The following is a 15,355-nucleotide window of genomic DNA, read 5'->3' as shown; positions in this document are numbered from 1 at the left end:
ATTGCGTAACAAACCCACCCTGCTTGGCGGCGCCTGTGCGCTTTTAATGGCCTTTAGTGCCTCCACTTACAGCCTCTCACCCCTGCAACCCGAAGACATCTTCCAGCTTCAGCAAGCCACCCAGCCTGTTGTGAGCGGTAATGGCGAGAGCATTTTTTATCTGCGCCAATCCATGGATATTATGCAGGACCGACGCCGCACCAATGTGTGGATGATCGACAGCGATGGGGGGCAGCACCGGCCGATTACGTCCGGGGCAATGAATGCCGGGTCGCTGGCGGTGGCGCCGGATGATAATCGGTTGGCCTGGGTGGCCAGCGACGACACCGGCGCGCAGATATTTATGCATTGGCTCGACAGTGGCCACACCGCGCAGCTGACGCGGTTGCCGGCGTCGCCTGGTAATCTCGCTTTTTCGCCCGATGGCAATTGGATTGCCTTCACCATGAAAGTGCCGGCCAAGGCAGAAACTATTGGCAGCCTGCCCGCGGCCCCCAAGGGGGCTAAGTGGGCAAAACCACCCACGGTGGTCAACAAGCCGGTGTTCCGCTTTGACGGGGCAGGGGAGATCAGGCCCGGGCACACCCATGTGTTCCTGGTGTCTACCAACGGCGGTAGCGTGCGCCAGGTGACCTCTGGTGACTTCAATTACAGCAGCAGCCTCAGTTGGGGTAGCGACAGCAAGGCTTTGTATCTCTCGGCGAATACCGATGACGATTGGCTTTACCAGGCGCGTGAGTCAGAGCTCTACCGTCTTGACGTGGCAACTGGTGAAATCGAACAGCTCACCGATCGCAAGGGCCCGGACAGCAGCCCCAGGGTCTCACCGGATGGTCGCAAGCTGGCCTACCTTGGCTATGACGACGAGGAACTGGCGGCTGATCAAAACGATGTGTACGTGATGGATCTGTCGTCCGGCAAATCGCGCGCAGTGCTTCCCGATCTCGATCGCGGTGTCACGGCGGTGCGCTGGTCAGCCAATAGCAAGCGTCTCTACATCAGCTATGACGACAAGGGCGACACGGTACTGGCCAGCACGGATTTGTCTGGCAATCTCAAAGAGATTACGCGCGCCCTGGGCAGCGTGGCCTTTGGTCGCCCCTACACCGGCGCTCAATTTGATGTGGGCGGCAAGGACGTGATGGCCTATACCGTGGGTGGCCCGTACTCACCGGCGGAGCTGGCCAGCGGCCGCGCCAATCGTGCCGGCGAGCAGATCACCCAGCTTAACCAAAACATCCTCTCCCAGCGCGAGCTGGGGCAGGTTGAAGAGATGTGGGTAACATCCTCTCACGATGGCCTGGATATCCAGGGCTGGATTGTGAAGCCGCCGGGTTTTGATCCGACCAAAAAGTACCCGATGATCCTGGAGATTCACGGCGGCCCATCAACCGCCTATGGTCCGCACTTCTCGTCCGAAGTGCAGCTGTTTGCAGCGGCGGGCTATGTGGTGCTCTACGCCAACCCCCGCGGCAGCACCAGCTACGGTCAGGCGTTTATCGATGAGATTCACCACAACTATCCGAGTGAAGACTACGACGATCTGATGTCAGCGGTTGATGGTCTGCTGGCCAAGGGCTATGTGGATGAAGATCAAATCTATGTCACCGGCGGCAGCGGTGGCGGCACGCTGACGGCCTGGATCGTCGGTAAGACCGACCGCTTCCGCGCTGCGGTGGTCGCCAAGCCGGTGATTAATTGGACCAGCTTTGTGCTGTCGGCAGACATGACCACGTTCTTTGCCCGTTACTGGTTCGGCGAAATGCCCTGGGAAAACCCTGAGCGTTATTGGGAGCGATCCCCGTTGTCGCTTGTGGGTAATGTGACCACGCCCACCATGCTGTTAACAGGGCAGTCTGATTGGCGCACACCCATGTGGGAAACCGAGCAGTACTATGCGGCACTGAAACTGCAGGGCGTAGATACCGCCATAGTGAGAATGCCGGGTGCCTCGCACAGTATTGCGAAGCGCCCCAGCCAGTTATTGGGGAAAGTGGCCGCTATTCTGGCCTGGTTTGAACGCTACCAGCCAGAACAGAGTGACGGTGCCGGCTAGCACTTACCGCGGGTAACTTTTATTCATTGTGTGGACAGGCGTTAACGCACATAGCGCGTTAACGCCTTTTTTGTGTTGCCCTGATTTAGAACCAGGCGGCCTGCATGTCGTAGCTGGTTGTATCCACCTCGCCAATGATCTTGGCCCAGTGCCGGATCTCGGGAAGCTCAATGCGGAAGAAGTACTGCATGGCCTGTAACTTACCGCGATAGAACTGTTCATCGGCTTCGTGAGGTTGCTGCTCCAGGGCAAGGTCTGCGACGCAGGCCTGCTTCAGCCATAGCCAGGCAATGACCACGTGACCAAACATCTCCAGGTACTGCACAGAGTTGGAGAATACCGCGTCAATATTCTGCGACTGGGTGGCGCCCAGCACGGCTTCTGTAGTTGACTTGAGCAGGGTGACGGCATCCGCCAACTGTGTCGCGTAGGCGCTAAGATTGTCGCGCGAGGCAGCCAGGGCAATCGTTTTTTCGATCTCATTCAAGCACGCGGTGTAACCGGCAAAACCATTCATGGGCACTTTGCGCCCCAGCAAATCCATGGACTGAATGCCGGTGGTACCTTCGTGAATCGGATTCAGGCGGTTGTCGCGGTAGAACATTTCCACCGGATGTTCGTTGATGTAGCCATGGCCACCGAGTACCTGGATCGCAAAGTAGTTGGCTTTGGGCCCGTATTCAGAGGGCCAGGTCTTGATGATTGGCGTGAGGAAGTCGAGCAGTGTATGAGCGGCCTGGCGCTCTTCCTCGGTCGCGGCGGTTTTTTCATCGTCCACCAGGTAGCTGCCGTAGAGGCACAGTGCGAGTGCGCCTTCAGCGTAGGCCTTCTGTGCAAGTAGCATGCGGCGGATGTCCGGGTGCTCAATGATGTTAACCGGCGGCGCATGCGGATCTTTCTCTGACAGCAAACGGCCCTGGGGGCGCTCTTTGGCGTAGTCCAGCGAGTACTGGTAGCCTGCCACGCCAGTGACGGCAGCGGATGATCCCACCATGATGCGCGCTTCGTTCATCATGTGGAACATGTACATCAGCCCCTTGTTCTCTTCGCCGACAAGATAGCCAACGGCTCCGTCCTGCTCACCGAAGCTGAGCGCGGTCGATGTCTGGGCTCGGCCGCCCATCTTGTGGAACAGCCCGGCCAGGGCGACTTCGTTGCGCTCGCCGACAGAACCGTCGTCGTTGACCAAGAATTTCGGAACAATAAACAGCGAGATACCTTTCACGCCTTTGGGCGCGCCTTTCACTCGGGCCAGTACCAGATGCACGATATTCTCGTTGAGTTCATGGTCGCCGCCGGAAATGAAAATCTTGCTGCCAGAGACACGGAAACTTCCATCAGCCTGTTTGACCGCGGTGGTGGTAAGGTCGGCGAGGCCGGAACCGGCGCCGGGTTCGGTCATTGCCATGGTGCCGGCGAAGCGGCCCGAACGCATGGGATGCACCCACTTTTCAATCTGCTCCTGGTTGCCGTGCGCTTCAATGAGGTTTGCATTGGCGGTCGTCAGGCCGGTATAGCCGGTCGCAACACCACCGGCAGCCACCAGATAGGATGTTGCGGCATTGGCTACGATATAGGGCAGTTGCATACCACCTGTCTCGTAACTTGCAGTGGGAGTGGCCAGGCCCGATTCAATGATAGCGTCCACGCCGACCTTGATGTCGGGGATCATGTGTACCTTTTCACCGTCGAACGTGGGCTGTTCGTTGTCGGCCTTCTGCCGGAACGGCAGCAGCACCTTCTCTGCCACGGTTTTGGCCGTGCCCAGAGTGGCGTCAAAAGTTTCCCGGTTATGGTCTGCGTATTGGGCGCGCTGCGTCAACGCCTCGGTATCGAACAGTTCATACAGCATGAATTCCAGGTCGCGATCGCTCATCAAGGGGGCGGGCATGGTTTACCTCTTTGTTTGCATTGCAGTTGTGATGGCTATTGTGGCGAATCCGGAGCGAAGATAACATGACATACCATGTCCGGTTCTGCCTCCTACACTGCCATCGAACTCCCTTTCGGGCGCCTGCTCAAATTCTGGCGTGGGGTGCGGGCAATGAACCAGGAAACGCTGGCCTCGAAGCTAGATTCTTCCCCGCGCCATATCAGCCGATTAGAAAATGGTCGTTCCCTGCCCAGCAAGGCGCTGGTGCTTGGCATAGCCAGGGAGCTGGCCCTCGGCGAACGAGATACGAACCATCTGCTCATAGCGGCGGGCTTCAACCCCAATGTCACCAGGGTGGATTTCCACGCGCCACAAATGCGCTGGCTGCGCAAGGCGATGACCATGACATTGCGGGCCCTCGACCCATACCCGGCAACGCTGATCGATGGTGCCAGTAATATTCTTATGGTCAATCGTGGCTGGGTGGGGCTGTTCAGTAATGCTATAGGCGAAGCATCGCTGAGTCAGGTCAGCAATCATTTTGACTTTCTATTCAGTCGCCAGGGGGCAGCAACAATGAAGAACGGATGGGAAGACACCTTGTCGGTAATTCTCATGTCGCTGCAACAGGCTGCGCTGATGCGTGGAAGTGAAGAAGATCAGGCTCAACTGGACCGATTGATGAACTCGCCCAATGTGCCGGAAGACTGGCGTGAGCGGGGCGCGAGTCTGGAGCCCATGGCAAGCTATCGCATACAGTTGGAAGTTGACGGCGTATCACAAACGTTTTTCAACGTCAGTCAGACTGTTGGTGCCATGGGACCTAACGCCTATGTGTCTGAACCTAATCTGACGATTAATACCCTGTACCCGGAAGACGAAGCCGTCGACCTCTCGGTGCTTGTGCAAGGCGACCTGCGGCATCCTTTGTTGGCCTATTGATTGGTGTCGATCTTTTCGGCGGCCGAATTTTCTGGCACCGTTCAATGCCTCGATTGTTTCGTAAACCCACCCTGAGGAAAGCAGATTTTGGATATTGAACGCATTAACCCTGAATTGCGCGGCATCTTTAAGCGTCTCCCTGGTATTCGTCTCGACTGGGGGTGGGTGCTGTGGCTGGGCAAGCGGATTACAGGGCGGACTAAGAGCCTGACGCCCCCTGCGGGCGTGGTCGTCAACGACCACGATTGCGGCGACTTCGGTGTCCGGGTTTATGCCCCCGAGGGTGGCGGGACAGGCCCGGCAGTTCTGTGGATTCACGGTGGTGGGCTGATAATCGGCAGCGTCCCTATGGATGATTATCAGTGTCTCCAGTGGGTGCAGAACCTTGGCGTAGTGGTGGTGTCGGTGGATTACCGCCTCGCGCCCGAATATCCGTATCCTGCGGCTCCAGATGATTGCTATGCCGCCTGGCTATGGCTCCAGCAGCAGGCGCCTTCGCTGGGTGTGGACCCTGCCCGCATCGCCATCTCTGGTATGAGTGCAGGCGGTTGTCTCACCGCCTTACTGGCGCATCGCATCCGCGATGAAGGCGGGGTGCAACCTGTGGCCCAGGGGCTGTTCTGCCCGATGCTGGACGACGAGACCGCCGCTAATACTCAACTGGATGCGATCAAGCACGCGGTGTGGAATAACCAGAGTAACCGCGCAGGCTGGGGCCACTTTCTCGGGCACGCCCCCGGTGAGCCTGAGGTGCGTGAGTACGCGGTTCCCGCCAGGCGCCAGGACCTGACAGGCCTGCCTGAAACCTGGATTGGGATTGGTGATGCGGACCTGTTCTACGACGAATCCACGCACTATGCAGAGCGCCTGCGTGCAGCAGGTGTTGCCTGCGAGTTCCATACCGCCCCTGGCGGCTTTCACGGGTTCGAAATCATTGCACGGCAAGCCCAGGTTACCCGGGACTATATGGCAGCACATGCCACGTTCCTGCGGCGCACCCTGGCTATCGAGACGTAGCCAGGCCCTTGCGGCGCCGTCTGCGCGCAGCCGAACCGATCTTGTAGGGCGTCACCTGCGGTAAATGTTGTTGTCACCTGCGGTCAGGTTCAATCCGCCTGAAGTGGGGTACTATGCGGCCCTCGGAACCAGATACCGACTCAATTTCTAACTCAGTTATCAAGGAAATCATCATGCCAAGAGTGAATCTGCAGGGTAGTTCGTCCATTGTTACCGGCGGTGCTTCCGGCATCGGCGAGGCGACCGCACGTCAGCTGGCTGAGGCCGGCTCCAAAGTGGTCATCGCTGATCTCAACGAAGAAAAAGGTAAGCAGGTCGCTGAAGAAATCTGCGGTGTGTTCGTTAAGTGTGACGTTACCAAGACTGAAGATGCCGACGCCGCCATAGCGGCTGCCTGTGAGCTTGGCCCCCTGCGGGCCTGTGTTAACTCTGCGGGGCTGGGGCTGCCTGCGCGTACCATCGATCGCAACAACGACCCCATGGATCTCAAGGGCTTCGAATTTGTCATTCAGGTCAACCTGATTGGTACCTTTAACGTATTGAGTCGTGCTGCTGCGGCTATGGCCAAAACAGAGCCCATGGATGCAGATGGCGCTCGTGGCGCAATTGTTAACCTCGCTTCCTGCGCCGCCTTTGACGGCCAGATCGGCCAGGCTTCCTACTCGGCTTCCAAGGGCGGTGTAGTGGGCATGACTTTGCCGATTGCCCGTGACCTGAGCTCTGCTGGTATTCGAGTGAATACGGTAGCGCCCGGTCTGATTGATACGCCGATCTACGGTGAAGGCGAACACGCCGAAGCGTTCAAGGCTAAGCTTGGTGCCTCAGTACTGTTCCCCAAACGTCTGGGTGTCGGCGAAGAGCTGGCATTCACGGTCATGGAGTGTATTACCAACCCCTATATGAATGCTGAAGTCATTCGTATGGACGGTGGTATCCGTATGCCGCCCAAGTAAGTCCTGCGACGATGACAAAAAGGGAGTGGCCTGGCCACTCCCTTTTTTTGTATCAGCTCATGTAGTCGATATCAGGCCCTGCGGGTACCACGCCGGTGGGGTTAATCATCAGGTGCGAGGCATAGTAGTGGCGCTTGATGTGATCGAAATCGACTGTCGCGGCCACGCCGGTTAGCTGATAAATATCGCGGATGTAGCGCGGCAGGGCGGCGAAGTCCTCCAGCCGTTGCCGGTTGCATTTGAAGTGACCGTGATACACCGCGTCAAAACGAATCAGCGTGGTAAACAATCGAATATCGGCCTCAGTCAGTGTGTCGCCCATGAGGTAGCGATTGCTCTGCAGATGTGCGTCCAGTGCATCCAGCTCGGCAAATAAAACCTGGTAGGCTTCTTCGTAGGCGTCCTGGCTGGTGGCAAATCCAGCGCGGTACACGCCGTTGTTCACGGCCGGGTAAATCCGCTCGTTCCACTCATCGATGCCTGTGCGCATGGCCTCGGGGTAGTAGTCATCTGTATTGCCCGTTAAGTCATTAAACGCTGTGTTGAGCATGCGGATAATTTCTGAGGACTCATTGTTGACGATGGTATTGCGCTCTTTGTCCCAGAGGACGGGTACTGTGACCCGGCCTGAGTAAGTGCTGTCGGCATCGGTGTAGACCTGATGGTGGAACTGGCGCTGGTTCAATGCGTCGCCAGAGCTGCCGGTGGTCTCGTCGTAGGTCCAACCGTTTTCCAACATGATCGGGCTGATCACCGAGACCGAAATAAGGTCTTCAAGCCCCTTTAGGGTGCGCATGATCAGGGTGCGATGCGCCCAGGGACAGGCCAATGATACGTACAGATGGTACCGACCTGGCTCTGCCTTGAAGCCACCCTCACCACTGGGGCCGGCGCTGCCGTCGGGGGTAATCCAGTGGCGGAACTGTGCATCCTCGCGCACAAACTTACCGCCGGAAGATTTAGTGTCGTACCAGGTGTCCTGCCACTTGCCGTCTACGAGTAATCCCATGATTGTTTCCTCCTGTATGGAGGGCGCTTACGCGCCCAGTTTGCGGTCGAGGGTGAAGGCGCCGGGGCGCGCATTGGCTATGGCCAGCAAGCCGCCCGCCATCGCCAGGTTCTTTAAGAGCATGATGAACTGCATCTGGTCGGCGAGATCTAAGTGGAACAGTACGCCGGATGCGATGCTGAACAAGGCGAGCAGAATGGCAACCAGTCGTGTCTGGAAGCCGACTACCAGGGCCGCGCCGCCAAGCACTTCGAGGGCGATCACGGCGGGGAGCAGGAAGCCGGGAACTCCCACGCTGGCCATGTAAGCGAGGTTGCCTTCATATCCGGAAATCTTCGACAGTCCGGCGAGAATGAAAAGCGCTGCCATCAGGGTTCTGGCCAGTAGGTCGGTGAGCTCGGCGGGGATTGCAGCGCTAATGCCGGCGTTAAGTTGTTGGTTGATTTCTGCGGTGGTCATCGTGTCTCTCCAGTGGATGCGTTTGGTTGCGGCCTGTAGTGGCCTGCGATGGAGAAACTATAAGTCCGAAAATAGCGAAATAAAAACGCATTAAATCGGCTTATATATTCTAAAAAATAGAAATATAGGTGGGTCGGTGGCTTGGGTATCAATACCCATACTGGCACTTTGGCGTCATGGTTTACCATTTGCGCATATGTGTTGAGGTAGTTGCTGCCGCCAGGCGCATGCGGGGCCAGGCTCTGCCTGCGCTGAACAATAAGGAGATTCACAGTGGGGATTTTGCAAGTGGTTGTCGACGGCGTCGACAGCGTCAAATTGACCGAGGTGGATGCGCCTCAGGCGGCGTCCGATGATGTGATCGTGAAAGTCGAGCAGTGCGGTATCTGCGGCTCGGATTTGGGTTACATCAGCATGGGTGGTCTTCTCGGCCCTGGTGTGCCCATGCGCCTTGGCCACGAACTCTCCGGCACTGTGGTGGAAGCTGGCAGCAATGTCTCTCATGTCGCCGTCGGTGACCGGGTTGTCGTTAATCCGGTGGCCAACAGCAACCATATTGGCAATGGCGGCCCCGAGGGTGGTTTTACACCACTGCTGCATGTCAGGGGCGCAGCGCAGGACGAGCAGAGCGTGATCAAGCTGCCCGATACCCTGGATTTCGAGCAGGGCGCACTGGTGGAGCCGCTGGCAGTGTCTATGCACGCTGTGCACAAGGCGTCGCTGACCCCGCAGGATCGGGTCGTGGTGTTTGGAGCCGGTCCTATCGGTCTTGGTATTGTGCTCGTGGCTCGCTACTACGGTGTTGATGACATTGTGGTGGTGGATCTCTCGGGGCAGCGTCTCAAGACCGCCAGCCAGTTAGGCGCCGCACCGTTTAAGGCGAGCGAAGGTGATCTGTTCCAATTCCTCTCTGAGCGCTGGGGCACCCGCGACGTCATGGGCATGCCCATGCCTGCAGCAGATGCGTTCTTCGAGGCCACGGGTGCCGGCCCGGTGTTCAATCAGATCGTGAATATGGCGCCGGTGAATGCGCGCGTGGTTGTAGTGGGCGTGCACAAAGCGCCGGTGGAATTTGATCTGGTGAACCTGCTGCTCCGGGAGCTTCAGGTCAGTGGCTCGATGGCCTATCCGGATGAATTCCCACAGGTGATCGAGATGCTGGCCAGCGGTGAGGTCAATCCTTCACCGCTGGTCAGTCATCGTTATGACTTGTCGGAGTTTCCCGATGCGTTGGCAATGGCGCGCGACCAAGCCCAGGCACTTAAGGTGCTCGTAGCCTGCCAGCGTTAGCGGTAACCCAGGGGGCAGGCCAGGTCTTTTATCGGAAGTAGGGCGCCGTGTGCGGCGCTCGCCGCATCCGATGCCAGAAAACACATGACTTCCGCCAGCGGCTGCAGTGCCACCCGGGTGGCGAAGTCGGCGTCAGCCTAAGTGCGGTTAAAGAGAGCGCCCCTTTGCCGTCATCATAGGACGGCATTTCCAGTGACCTGAAAATTACGAAGCAAAAGAATGTGGCGGAGTTTGCCAAGCGTTTGTCAAAGAGCAATGCGCCCGCAGAGCCCACTGAACTGATCCCCGCGGCGACAGTTCTTCTGTTGCGCGATGGCGCTGACGGCGTTGAAAAACTGATGCGCAAGAACTCTCGAATCGTCTTTCGCGGCTTTTGGGTGTTCCCCGGCGGCCGCATTGATCCCGAGGATGGCTCAGATCAGGACGCCATCCAGGAGCGGGCCCGGGTTGCTGCGGCCAGAGAGGCGATGGAGGAGACCGCGCTGGATGTCACGCCTTATGAAAGCAGGTTTATTGCGCCAGCTTCGATCGCTGTACTGCAAATTGTCGATGAAGTGAATGGTGGGCTCATTGTAGTTGTTTGGAAGGGGCCTGAGCTGAGTAGAAACCAAGTCTTGGCGGGGGCGTACAGGGATGAAACAATATAACAAGAGCGGGCAGTGCGCTCCCGGACGGCCTTCCAGACCGTCCGCTTTCGCAAGCGTTATGAGTCATACTTGAATTAAGGAATGTCATTGATACCGAAAAAGTACACTCCATTAGTTTTTTCTTTTTTCATGTCTTTACTCATGTCATGTCTGATGTCTTTAATAATTTGCCTTCTTAATTTTGGTTTAATAGAAAACATCTTACTCATCTGGTTAAAATCTTGGGGAACTGCATTTTTAATTGCTTATCCAGTTGTTCTGTTAATTAACCCGCTAGTCAGCAAGCTCGTTAATCTTGTCATTAAAGACTAAAATGCATACCTATAAATCAGTATAAAGTTATATATTCGGCGAGAGTGAGGAAATCCTGTCCACCTCGTTCAATAAACGCAAAGGTCCACCACTGCGCTCCATGTAGGTGTCTCTGAGTTCTTGCATAACGCCGTAAGAAAGGGCGGCTGCGCGTGTACCACCACCTGAGAAGGCCAGCAGCACGAGGGTTTCATCGACATTGTTAGTGCGATAGGCACTGATCTGGCGGTATCCTGTGGATTCATCGACCTCAGTGATCGCCTGGTTGGGTGGCTTGTAGGTGGTAGCGCACCCGGCGAGTAGCAGCGCTGGCTGGCGAGGTGTTGGCGTAGAGCTATCTCCGCTAGGTCCCGTTACTACAGTTTTACCGTCAGTGGCGCACGCAGGTTCGTTTCGACCAGGGTGCCAGCGGGAATATTAATGGATGCGCCACTGGTGAGAATGGAGGCACCCACGCCCACCTTGGCACCTTTCTTGGCGCTGGAACTGCCTCCGTAAAGGCCGCCCAGGGCCGCTGCCCGAGCGGTGCGCTTGGCGGTTCTTCCCGCCTCATTACCTGTCTGTGCCTTCAACCCATCAGTGGTAATTTCATACATCAGCTCGTTCAACATAATGTCGGTGAATTCGATTGCCATTTCGGAGGAGCCCGCCACGCGGCCTGCGCTTTTGGCCTGGGTGATTCGGCCGTAGAGCATGGTGCCGCGAGGGGCTACGGTGACACCATCGACCATCAGTGCGCTTTCCAGCTGGGCGCGAAAGCGGTGCCCCGAAGAATGACGGCGGGTGTCGATGGCCTCGGACATGCGTATGACCAGACGGGTACCGCTGGCGACGGTGGCTGTTTTAGGCGGGGGTGGTGGTGCCGGTTCTGCTTTGGGTGCGGGCACCGCTTCTTGCGCAGCCTCGCGTGCGGCGACGCCTTCAGAGTTGAATATCGCAACCACCTCATCCTCGGGGAAAGCCTCGATGCCGGCGCCCGTATCAAACATCATGATCCCGTTACTCATGCCGACAAATGTACCCTCAAGCAGGGTGCCATCGGCCAGCTCTATGGTATCGGCCAGACTGACTGGAGTGACGAGGATGGCGCTCAGGCCAAGTGGAAACAGAATACGTCGCATGGTCGGTGTCCTTACGTGAGTCGATCTCAAACTGAATTAGAGTATCAATAGCGTAGATAAAGCTCCGTTTTAGTCAACATCGCGCCACATTGACGAAAACTACCTATGCGGACACTCCCGCACTGTATTAGATTGCAGTCACACGCATTCTCAGATCGAAATTATGACTGAGGCTTTGGCCATGAAAAAGCGACTTTTGCTGTGCGGTATGGCACTGCTTATGGCAGTGGGTTAGCTGTCCGCCGACGAGGTAACAACGAAAGAATTCTCCGGCTGGATGGAAGACTATGACTCACGGCCAGGGCTTATAAACGGCCTATTGAGAGTAGACATCCTAGCTGATTATGTCGACCGGGCCTGCTGACCTGTCGAAGTTCCCTGCTATTGACCCGAAAATCCTGTTCGCGGCGTTGAGCATGCCATTCACATCCATTCACTCGTGAACGGGTGCACGCAACAGCTCATGCCATGCGGTTTTCACTGGCTTTTGCTGGCTTTGATCACTAGGACTTCAGTAGCGCACTTGCCGTGGCCCGCGACTCGGACCAGGCAATCAAGGTAATTGTGGGATTTCAGCGTTGAAACAGCTGCCCTGACGCCGGTCAGACGAGCCCTTTCACTGGCAGCAGGGCGCCGTGCACCGCGCTTGCAGCGTCGGATGCCAGAAAGCACATGACCTCCGCCAATTGCTCCGGGGAGACCCACTCAGCGAAGTCAGCGTCAGGCATGCCCTCGCGATTAGGGGGGTATCAATGATGCTGGGTAGCACCGCATTAACGTTGACCCCAGCTGCCTTCATCTCTTCTGACAGGCTCTCAGTGAGGCGCATCACCGACGACTTGGCACAGCCGTAGGCGCTCATTGCAGCCTGACCCGAGACCGCGCCCAGCGCGCCGACGTTAACGATGGCGCCACGCTGCTGTTTCAGCACCGGTGCGGCGGCGATGATGGCATTGCGCAGGGTCTCGACATTGATGCGGAACATCCAGTTCCACTGTTCATCACTGGGATCTGCCGCATCTACACCCATGGCAAAGCCGCCTGCAATGTTAAGCAACGCATCGAAGGGTCCGATACCTGCGATCACTGCCTGGGTCGCTTCGCGGTCGAGCAGATCAACCTTGTGATAACTGCCACCGGGAACGTCGGCGTTGTCGACGATGTCCAGGCCAATGACTTCTGCGCCGTGTTGGTGGGCAATAGTGGCGGCGGCTTGGCCGAGCGTACCTGCGGCGCCGGTGATCACGATGCGTTTGTTGTTGAGCATTGGAATAGCCTTATGCGGATTTTGCAAAAGCGTATTCTGGATTAATCGCCAGCGCAGTCAACTCCTGTAGTGCGTCGTGTGTCTCGCCCAGGCTGCGCAATTCGTCGACCAGGCGTTCGTGCAGCGCCTTGCTGGCCACCGTGAGCATTTCAGCGCGCAGCAGCCATTCCTCTGGATACGCCTCCAGCGCTGCAGTCAGCGCGTCCTGGATGTCCGGATCACTGCTGTTCTTTTCCGCGCGGCGCACGTTCTCGACCAGCGCATAGCAGGCCATCAGTTGCACGTCGTGTTCAACGCGAATGGTCTCGGTGTGCGGAGTGGGTTTGTAGAGCTGCAGGGCGGTGCGGTCGGCGACGCCGCCGTACACGGAGGGAATGCTCGAACCTACTGCCAGGTCATATGTTCCCCAGGCGGGGTCGAACAGAATACGGCCGTGCAAATCCTGCACACTGCAGTCGCTGAACGTCAGTATCAGATTGCGGTGGTCCTGTCGAAACACCTTGTCGAGCGTCCCTTCAACGGTGATGCCCGAAAGGTATTCAAGGCGCACCGGTTTGCCGATGGCTATGTTGTGGGCGGCCAACTCGTCAATGGTGTACTCGGACAGGCATCGGCTGAAGTCCTTGATATGACCGATAGGTGAGCCAAAACCCTCGCTGTGCCAGGCCACGCCATGACCGATGATTTCCTGGTCGCGGTAGGCGAGCTGGGTGGGGCCACTGGTACGCAGATAGGTGGCATTACCCACGGCGTCACACAGGACCTCGCAGAACACGCCGCTTACCTGCATGCCACTGTCATAGGTCGCCGTGCACATACTGGCGGCATCGATGGCGGTGCGCAGTGACTCCGCGCCACCGCGCTTGAAGCACATGGACGCGGCGAATTCCTCCAACACCTGGCTGAGGTGCTTGCAGCTCTTGGTCACGAACAACTGTGGTTGCTCGCGCGTGATGTCATAAGCTGTGTTCACGGCATCAACCGTCAGCGGTACTTTCCTGACGGCTTCATCATTCAGGCAGTGGCGGCTCTCGCCGAGTGAAGACAGCAGGCCCGCGCCGAAGATGTGATAGTCATCGGGATCGCCGACCAGTCCGTATTCCACGGTCCACCAGTGCAGGCGAGTGAGTAGCGCAGCCTCCGAGGGCGGTTGCTCGCTTTGTGCCAGTCGTTCCAACTCGGCTTCTCCTGACGCGATTTCATCGGAGGAGCTGTCCGGGCACTCCTTGAGAATCGACAGCTTGCGAATGGCCTCGTACTGCTCGAGGTCTTCCCGCGTGGCGATTGCCTTCATGCCTACCGCGCCAAAGCGCTGCAAAAACTCGGCGTAGTCGATATCGACAATGAACGGTGCGTGACCGGCAGACTCGTGCACGATATCGGGTGCCGGGGTGTAGAAGACGTTGTACACGCTGCGCATATCCAGCGCGATGACCAGCACCTTTAGCGCCTGGAACTCCATGAAAATTGCCGGCGGGATAAAACCGTCGACGACCACCGCGCGCCAACCCAGTTGGGTCAGGCATGCGTTCATTTCTTCGATGGAGGGAATGTGATCGAGGGCGATGCCGGTGCGGGCAAGGCCGTCGAGGTACACCGGGTGTGCTGTTTTTTCCAGTTGCCCGGTGAGGTGTTTCATAATGAACCGCCATACCGCCTGGTCTCGTGGCGTGTAATCGCTGTAGTCCTGGACCTTGACGAAGGGGCGCAGGTGGGCGGGTAGGCTGTTTATTATGTCTTGCTGGCTCATTGTTCTGCTGTGGTTACGACGATGGTGCGTCCGGTTGCTGCTCGGGCGCCGCCTCAATAAAGGCAGGTAGTTCGTTGCAGGCATCGACGACGCGGGTAATGTTGGGGTAGGGCGCCATGTCGAGATTGAAGCGGCGCGCATTATAGACTTGGGGTACCAGGAAAATATCAGCCATGCCTGGCGCGTCGCCTGTTGCGAAGGCTGTTGATGCGGTCTCGAGCATTTCTTCTACCGCGACAAAGCCGCGCGGCATCCAGCGTTCATACCACTCGCCAATGCCTGCGTCAGAGACCCCCATGACCTTTTTAAGGTGCTCCGTCACGCCACTGTTACACAGCGGCTGAATTTCGCAGGCGACGGCATTCACCAGGGAGCGGACGCGAGCGCGGGCCAGTGGATTCTCGGGCAGCAGTGCAGGTTCGGGATGGGTCTCTTCCAGGTACTCGATGATGGCGCTCGACTGGGTCAGCCTGGCGCCATCATCCAGAATCAGCGTTGGCACCAGGCCGAGCGGGTTGATAGCCAGATAGGCGTCACAGCGCTGCTCTGCCTGCAGCAGATTGACGGCGTGGTAGTCGTACGCAATGCCCTTCAGTTTGAGGGCAATGCGCAGTCGATAGGACGCGGATGAACGGTAGTACGAGTATAGTTTCATGCTC

At 57.5% G+C, this 15,355-nt stretch carries 14 protein-coding genes; 7 read left to right on the top strand and 7 right to left on the bottom strand.

Going from position 1 to position 15,355, the window contains the following annotated elements; translation table 11 throughout:
- The first annotated feature begins 1 nt into the window (after position 1).
- Positions 2 to 2,056 (top strand): S9 family peptidase, encoded by a 2,055-nt coding sequence (locus BST95_RS14715; protein WP_229801583.1) that lies wholly within the window; start codon positions 2 to 4, stop codon positions 2,054 to 2,056.
- Positions 2,057 to 2,141: 85 nt separating this feature from the next.
- Here BST95_RS14715 and BST95_RS14710 read toward each other — a convergent pair whose 3' ends face one another.
- Positions 2,142 to 3,947: an acyl-CoA dehydrogenase gene (locus BST95_RS14710; protein ID WP_084200317.1), complete on the bottom strand. Its 1,806-nt coding sequence runs from the start codon at positions 3,945 to 3,947 to the stop codon at positions 2,142 to 2,144.
- 75 nt (positions 3,948 to 4,022) lie between these two features.
- On the opposite strand from BST95_RS14710, the gene BST95_RS14705 reads away from it, so the two are divergent.
- The 3 genes from BST95_RS14705 (at position 4,023) to BST95_RS14695 (ending at position 6,841) form a co-directional block, all read left to right on the top strand.
- Entirely contained in the window at positions 4,023 to 4,871 is an 849-nt protein-coding gene (locus tag BST95_RS14705) for a helix-turn-helix domain-containing protein (protein WP_066051577.1), read from the top strand.
- 87 nt (positions 4,872 to 4,958) lie between these two features.
- Positions 4,959 to 5,888, top strand: a complete 930-nt coding sequence (locus BST95_RS14700) for an alpha/beta hydrolase (protein WP_084200316.1) — start codon at positions 4,959 to 4,961, stop codon at positions 5,886 to 5,888.
- Positions 5,889 to 6,061: 173 nt separating this feature from the next.
- Positions 6,062 to 6,841, top strand: a complete 780-nt coding sequence (locus BST95_RS14695; RefSeq protein ID WP_084201189.1) for an SDR family NAD(P)-dependent oxidoreductase — start codon at positions 6,062 to 6,064, stop codon at positions 6,839 to 6,841.
- A gap of 52 nt (positions 6,842 to 6,893) precedes the next feature.
- Here BST95_RS14695 and BST95_RS14690 read toward each other — a convergent pair whose 3' ends face one another.
- Both BST95_RS14690 and BST95_RS14685 read right to left on the bottom strand, forming a co-directional pair.
- Entirely contained in the window at positions 6,894 to 7,850 is a 957-nt protein-coding gene (locus BST95_RS14690) for a glutathione S-transferase family protein (RefSeq protein WP_084200315.1), read from the bottom strand.
- 27 nt (positions 7,851 to 7,877) lie between these two features.
- Positions 7,878 to 8,309, bottom strand: a complete 432-nt coding sequence (locus BST95_RS14685; protein ID WP_084200314.1) for a DoxX family protein — start codon at positions 8,307 to 8,309, stop codon at positions 7,878 to 7,880.
- 273 nt (positions 8,310 to 8,582) lie between these two features.
- Between BST95_RS14685 and BST95_RS14680 the strand changes: the two genes are divergently transcribed.
- The 3 genes from BST95_RS14680 (at position 8,583) to BST95_RS14670 (ending at position 10,558) form a co-directional block, all read left to right on the top strand.
- Positions 8,583 to 9,599, top strand: coding sequence for a zinc-dependent alcohol dehydrogenase (locus tag BST95_RS14680; RefSeq protein WP_084200313.1), 1,017 nt, complete (start codon positions 8,583 to 8,585; stop codon positions 9,597 to 9,599).
- A 242-nt stretch (positions 9,600 to 9,841) separates the two neighbouring features.
- A complete protein-coding gene (locus tag BST95_RS14675) occupies positions 9,842 to 10,246 on the top strand; it encodes an NUDIX domain-containing protein (protein WP_102106184.1) in 405 nt (134 codons plus the stop codon).
- An 81-nt stretch (positions 10,247 to 10,327) separates the two neighbouring features.
- Positions 10,328 to 10,558: a DUF2798 domain-containing protein gene (locus BST95_RS14670; protein ID WP_308428283.1), complete on the top strand. Its 231-nt coding sequence runs from the start codon at positions 10,328 to 10,330 to the stop codon at positions 10,556 to 10,558.
- Between the two features lie 356 nt (positions 10,559 to 10,914).
- On the opposite strand, the gene BST95_RS14665 is transcribed toward BST95_RS14670, so the two are convergent.
- The 4 genes from BST95_RS14665 to maiA form a co-directional block, all read right to left on the bottom strand.
- Entirely contained in the window at positions 10,915 to 11,679 is a 765-nt protein-coding gene (locus BST95_RS14665; protein ID WP_084200311.1) for a hypothetical protein, read from the bottom strand.
- 616 nt (positions 11,680 to 12,295) lie between these two features.
- On the bottom strand, positions 12,296 to 12,946 hold the full coding sequence (locus BST95_RS14660; protein WP_205737284.1) for an SDR family NAD(P)-dependent oxidoreductase: 651 nt from the start codon (positions 12,944 to 12,946) through the stop codon (positions 12,296 to 12,298).
- A 10-nt stretch (positions 12,947 to 12,956) separates the two neighbouring features.
- Complete coding sequence (locus BST95_RS14655) at positions 12,957 to 14,696, bottom strand: aromatic amino acid hydroxylase (RefSeq protein WP_084200310.1); 1,740 nt, start codon at positions 14,694 to 14,696, stop codon at positions 12,957 to 12,959.
- 13 nt (positions 14,697 to 14,709) lie between these two features.
- On the bottom strand, positions 14,710 to 15,351 hold the full coding sequence (maiA, locus tag BST95_RS14650; protein WP_084200309.1) for a maleylacetoacetate isomerase: 642 nt from the start codon (positions 15,349 to 15,351) through the stop codon (positions 14,710 to 14,712).
- Positions 15,352 to 15,355: the final 4 nt, after the last annotated feature.

The organism is Halioglobus japonicus (assembly GCF_001983995.1).
Lineage (GTDB): Bacteria > Pseudomonadota > Gammaproteobacteria > Pseudomonadales > Halieaceae > Halioglobus > Halioglobus japonicus.
The sequence above is the reverse complement of the archived record's forward strand: the minus strand, read 5'-3'. Positions and strand labels throughout refer to the sequence as shown.

Coding starts and splice junctions, on each gene's coding strand:
- BST95_RS14705 (WP_066051577.1), top strand. CDS start 4,023: ATGTCCGGTTCTGCCTCCTACACTGCCATCGAACTCCCTTTCGGGCGC.
- BST95_RS14655 (WP_084200310.1), bottom strand. CDS start 14,696: ATGAGCCAGCAAGACATAATAAACAGCCTACCCGCCCACCTGCGCCCC.
- maiA (WP_084200309.1), bottom strand. CDS start 15,351: ATGAAACTATACTCGTACTACCGTTCATCCGCGTCCTATCGACTGCGC.
- BST95_RS14710 (WP_084200317.1), bottom strand. CDS start 3,947: ATGCCCGCCCCCTTGATGAGCGATCGCGACCTGGAATTCATGCTGTAT.
- BST95_RS14665 (WP_084200311.1), bottom strand. CDS start 11,679: ATGCGACGTATTCTGTTTCCACTTGGCCTGAGCGCCATCCTCGTCACT.
- BST95_RS14660 (WP_205737284.1), bottom strand. CDS start 12,946: ATGCTCAACAACAAACGCATCGTGATCACCGGCGCCGCAGGTACGCTC.
- BST95_RS14670 (WP_308428283.1), top strand. CDS start 10,328: ATGTCATTGATACCGAAAAAGTACACTCCATTAGTTTTTTCTTTTTTC.
- BST95_RS14695 (WP_084201189.1), top strand. CDS start 6,062: ATGCCAAGAGTGAATCTGCAGGGTAGTTCGTCCATTGTTACCGGCGGT.
- BST95_RS14685 (WP_084200314.1), bottom strand. CDS start 8,309: ATGACCACCGCAGAAATCAACCAACAACTTAACGCCGGCATTAGCGCT.
- BST95_RS14690 (WP_084200315.1), bottom strand. CDS start 7,850: ATGGGATTACTCGTAGACGGCAAGTGGCAGGACACCTGGTACGACACT.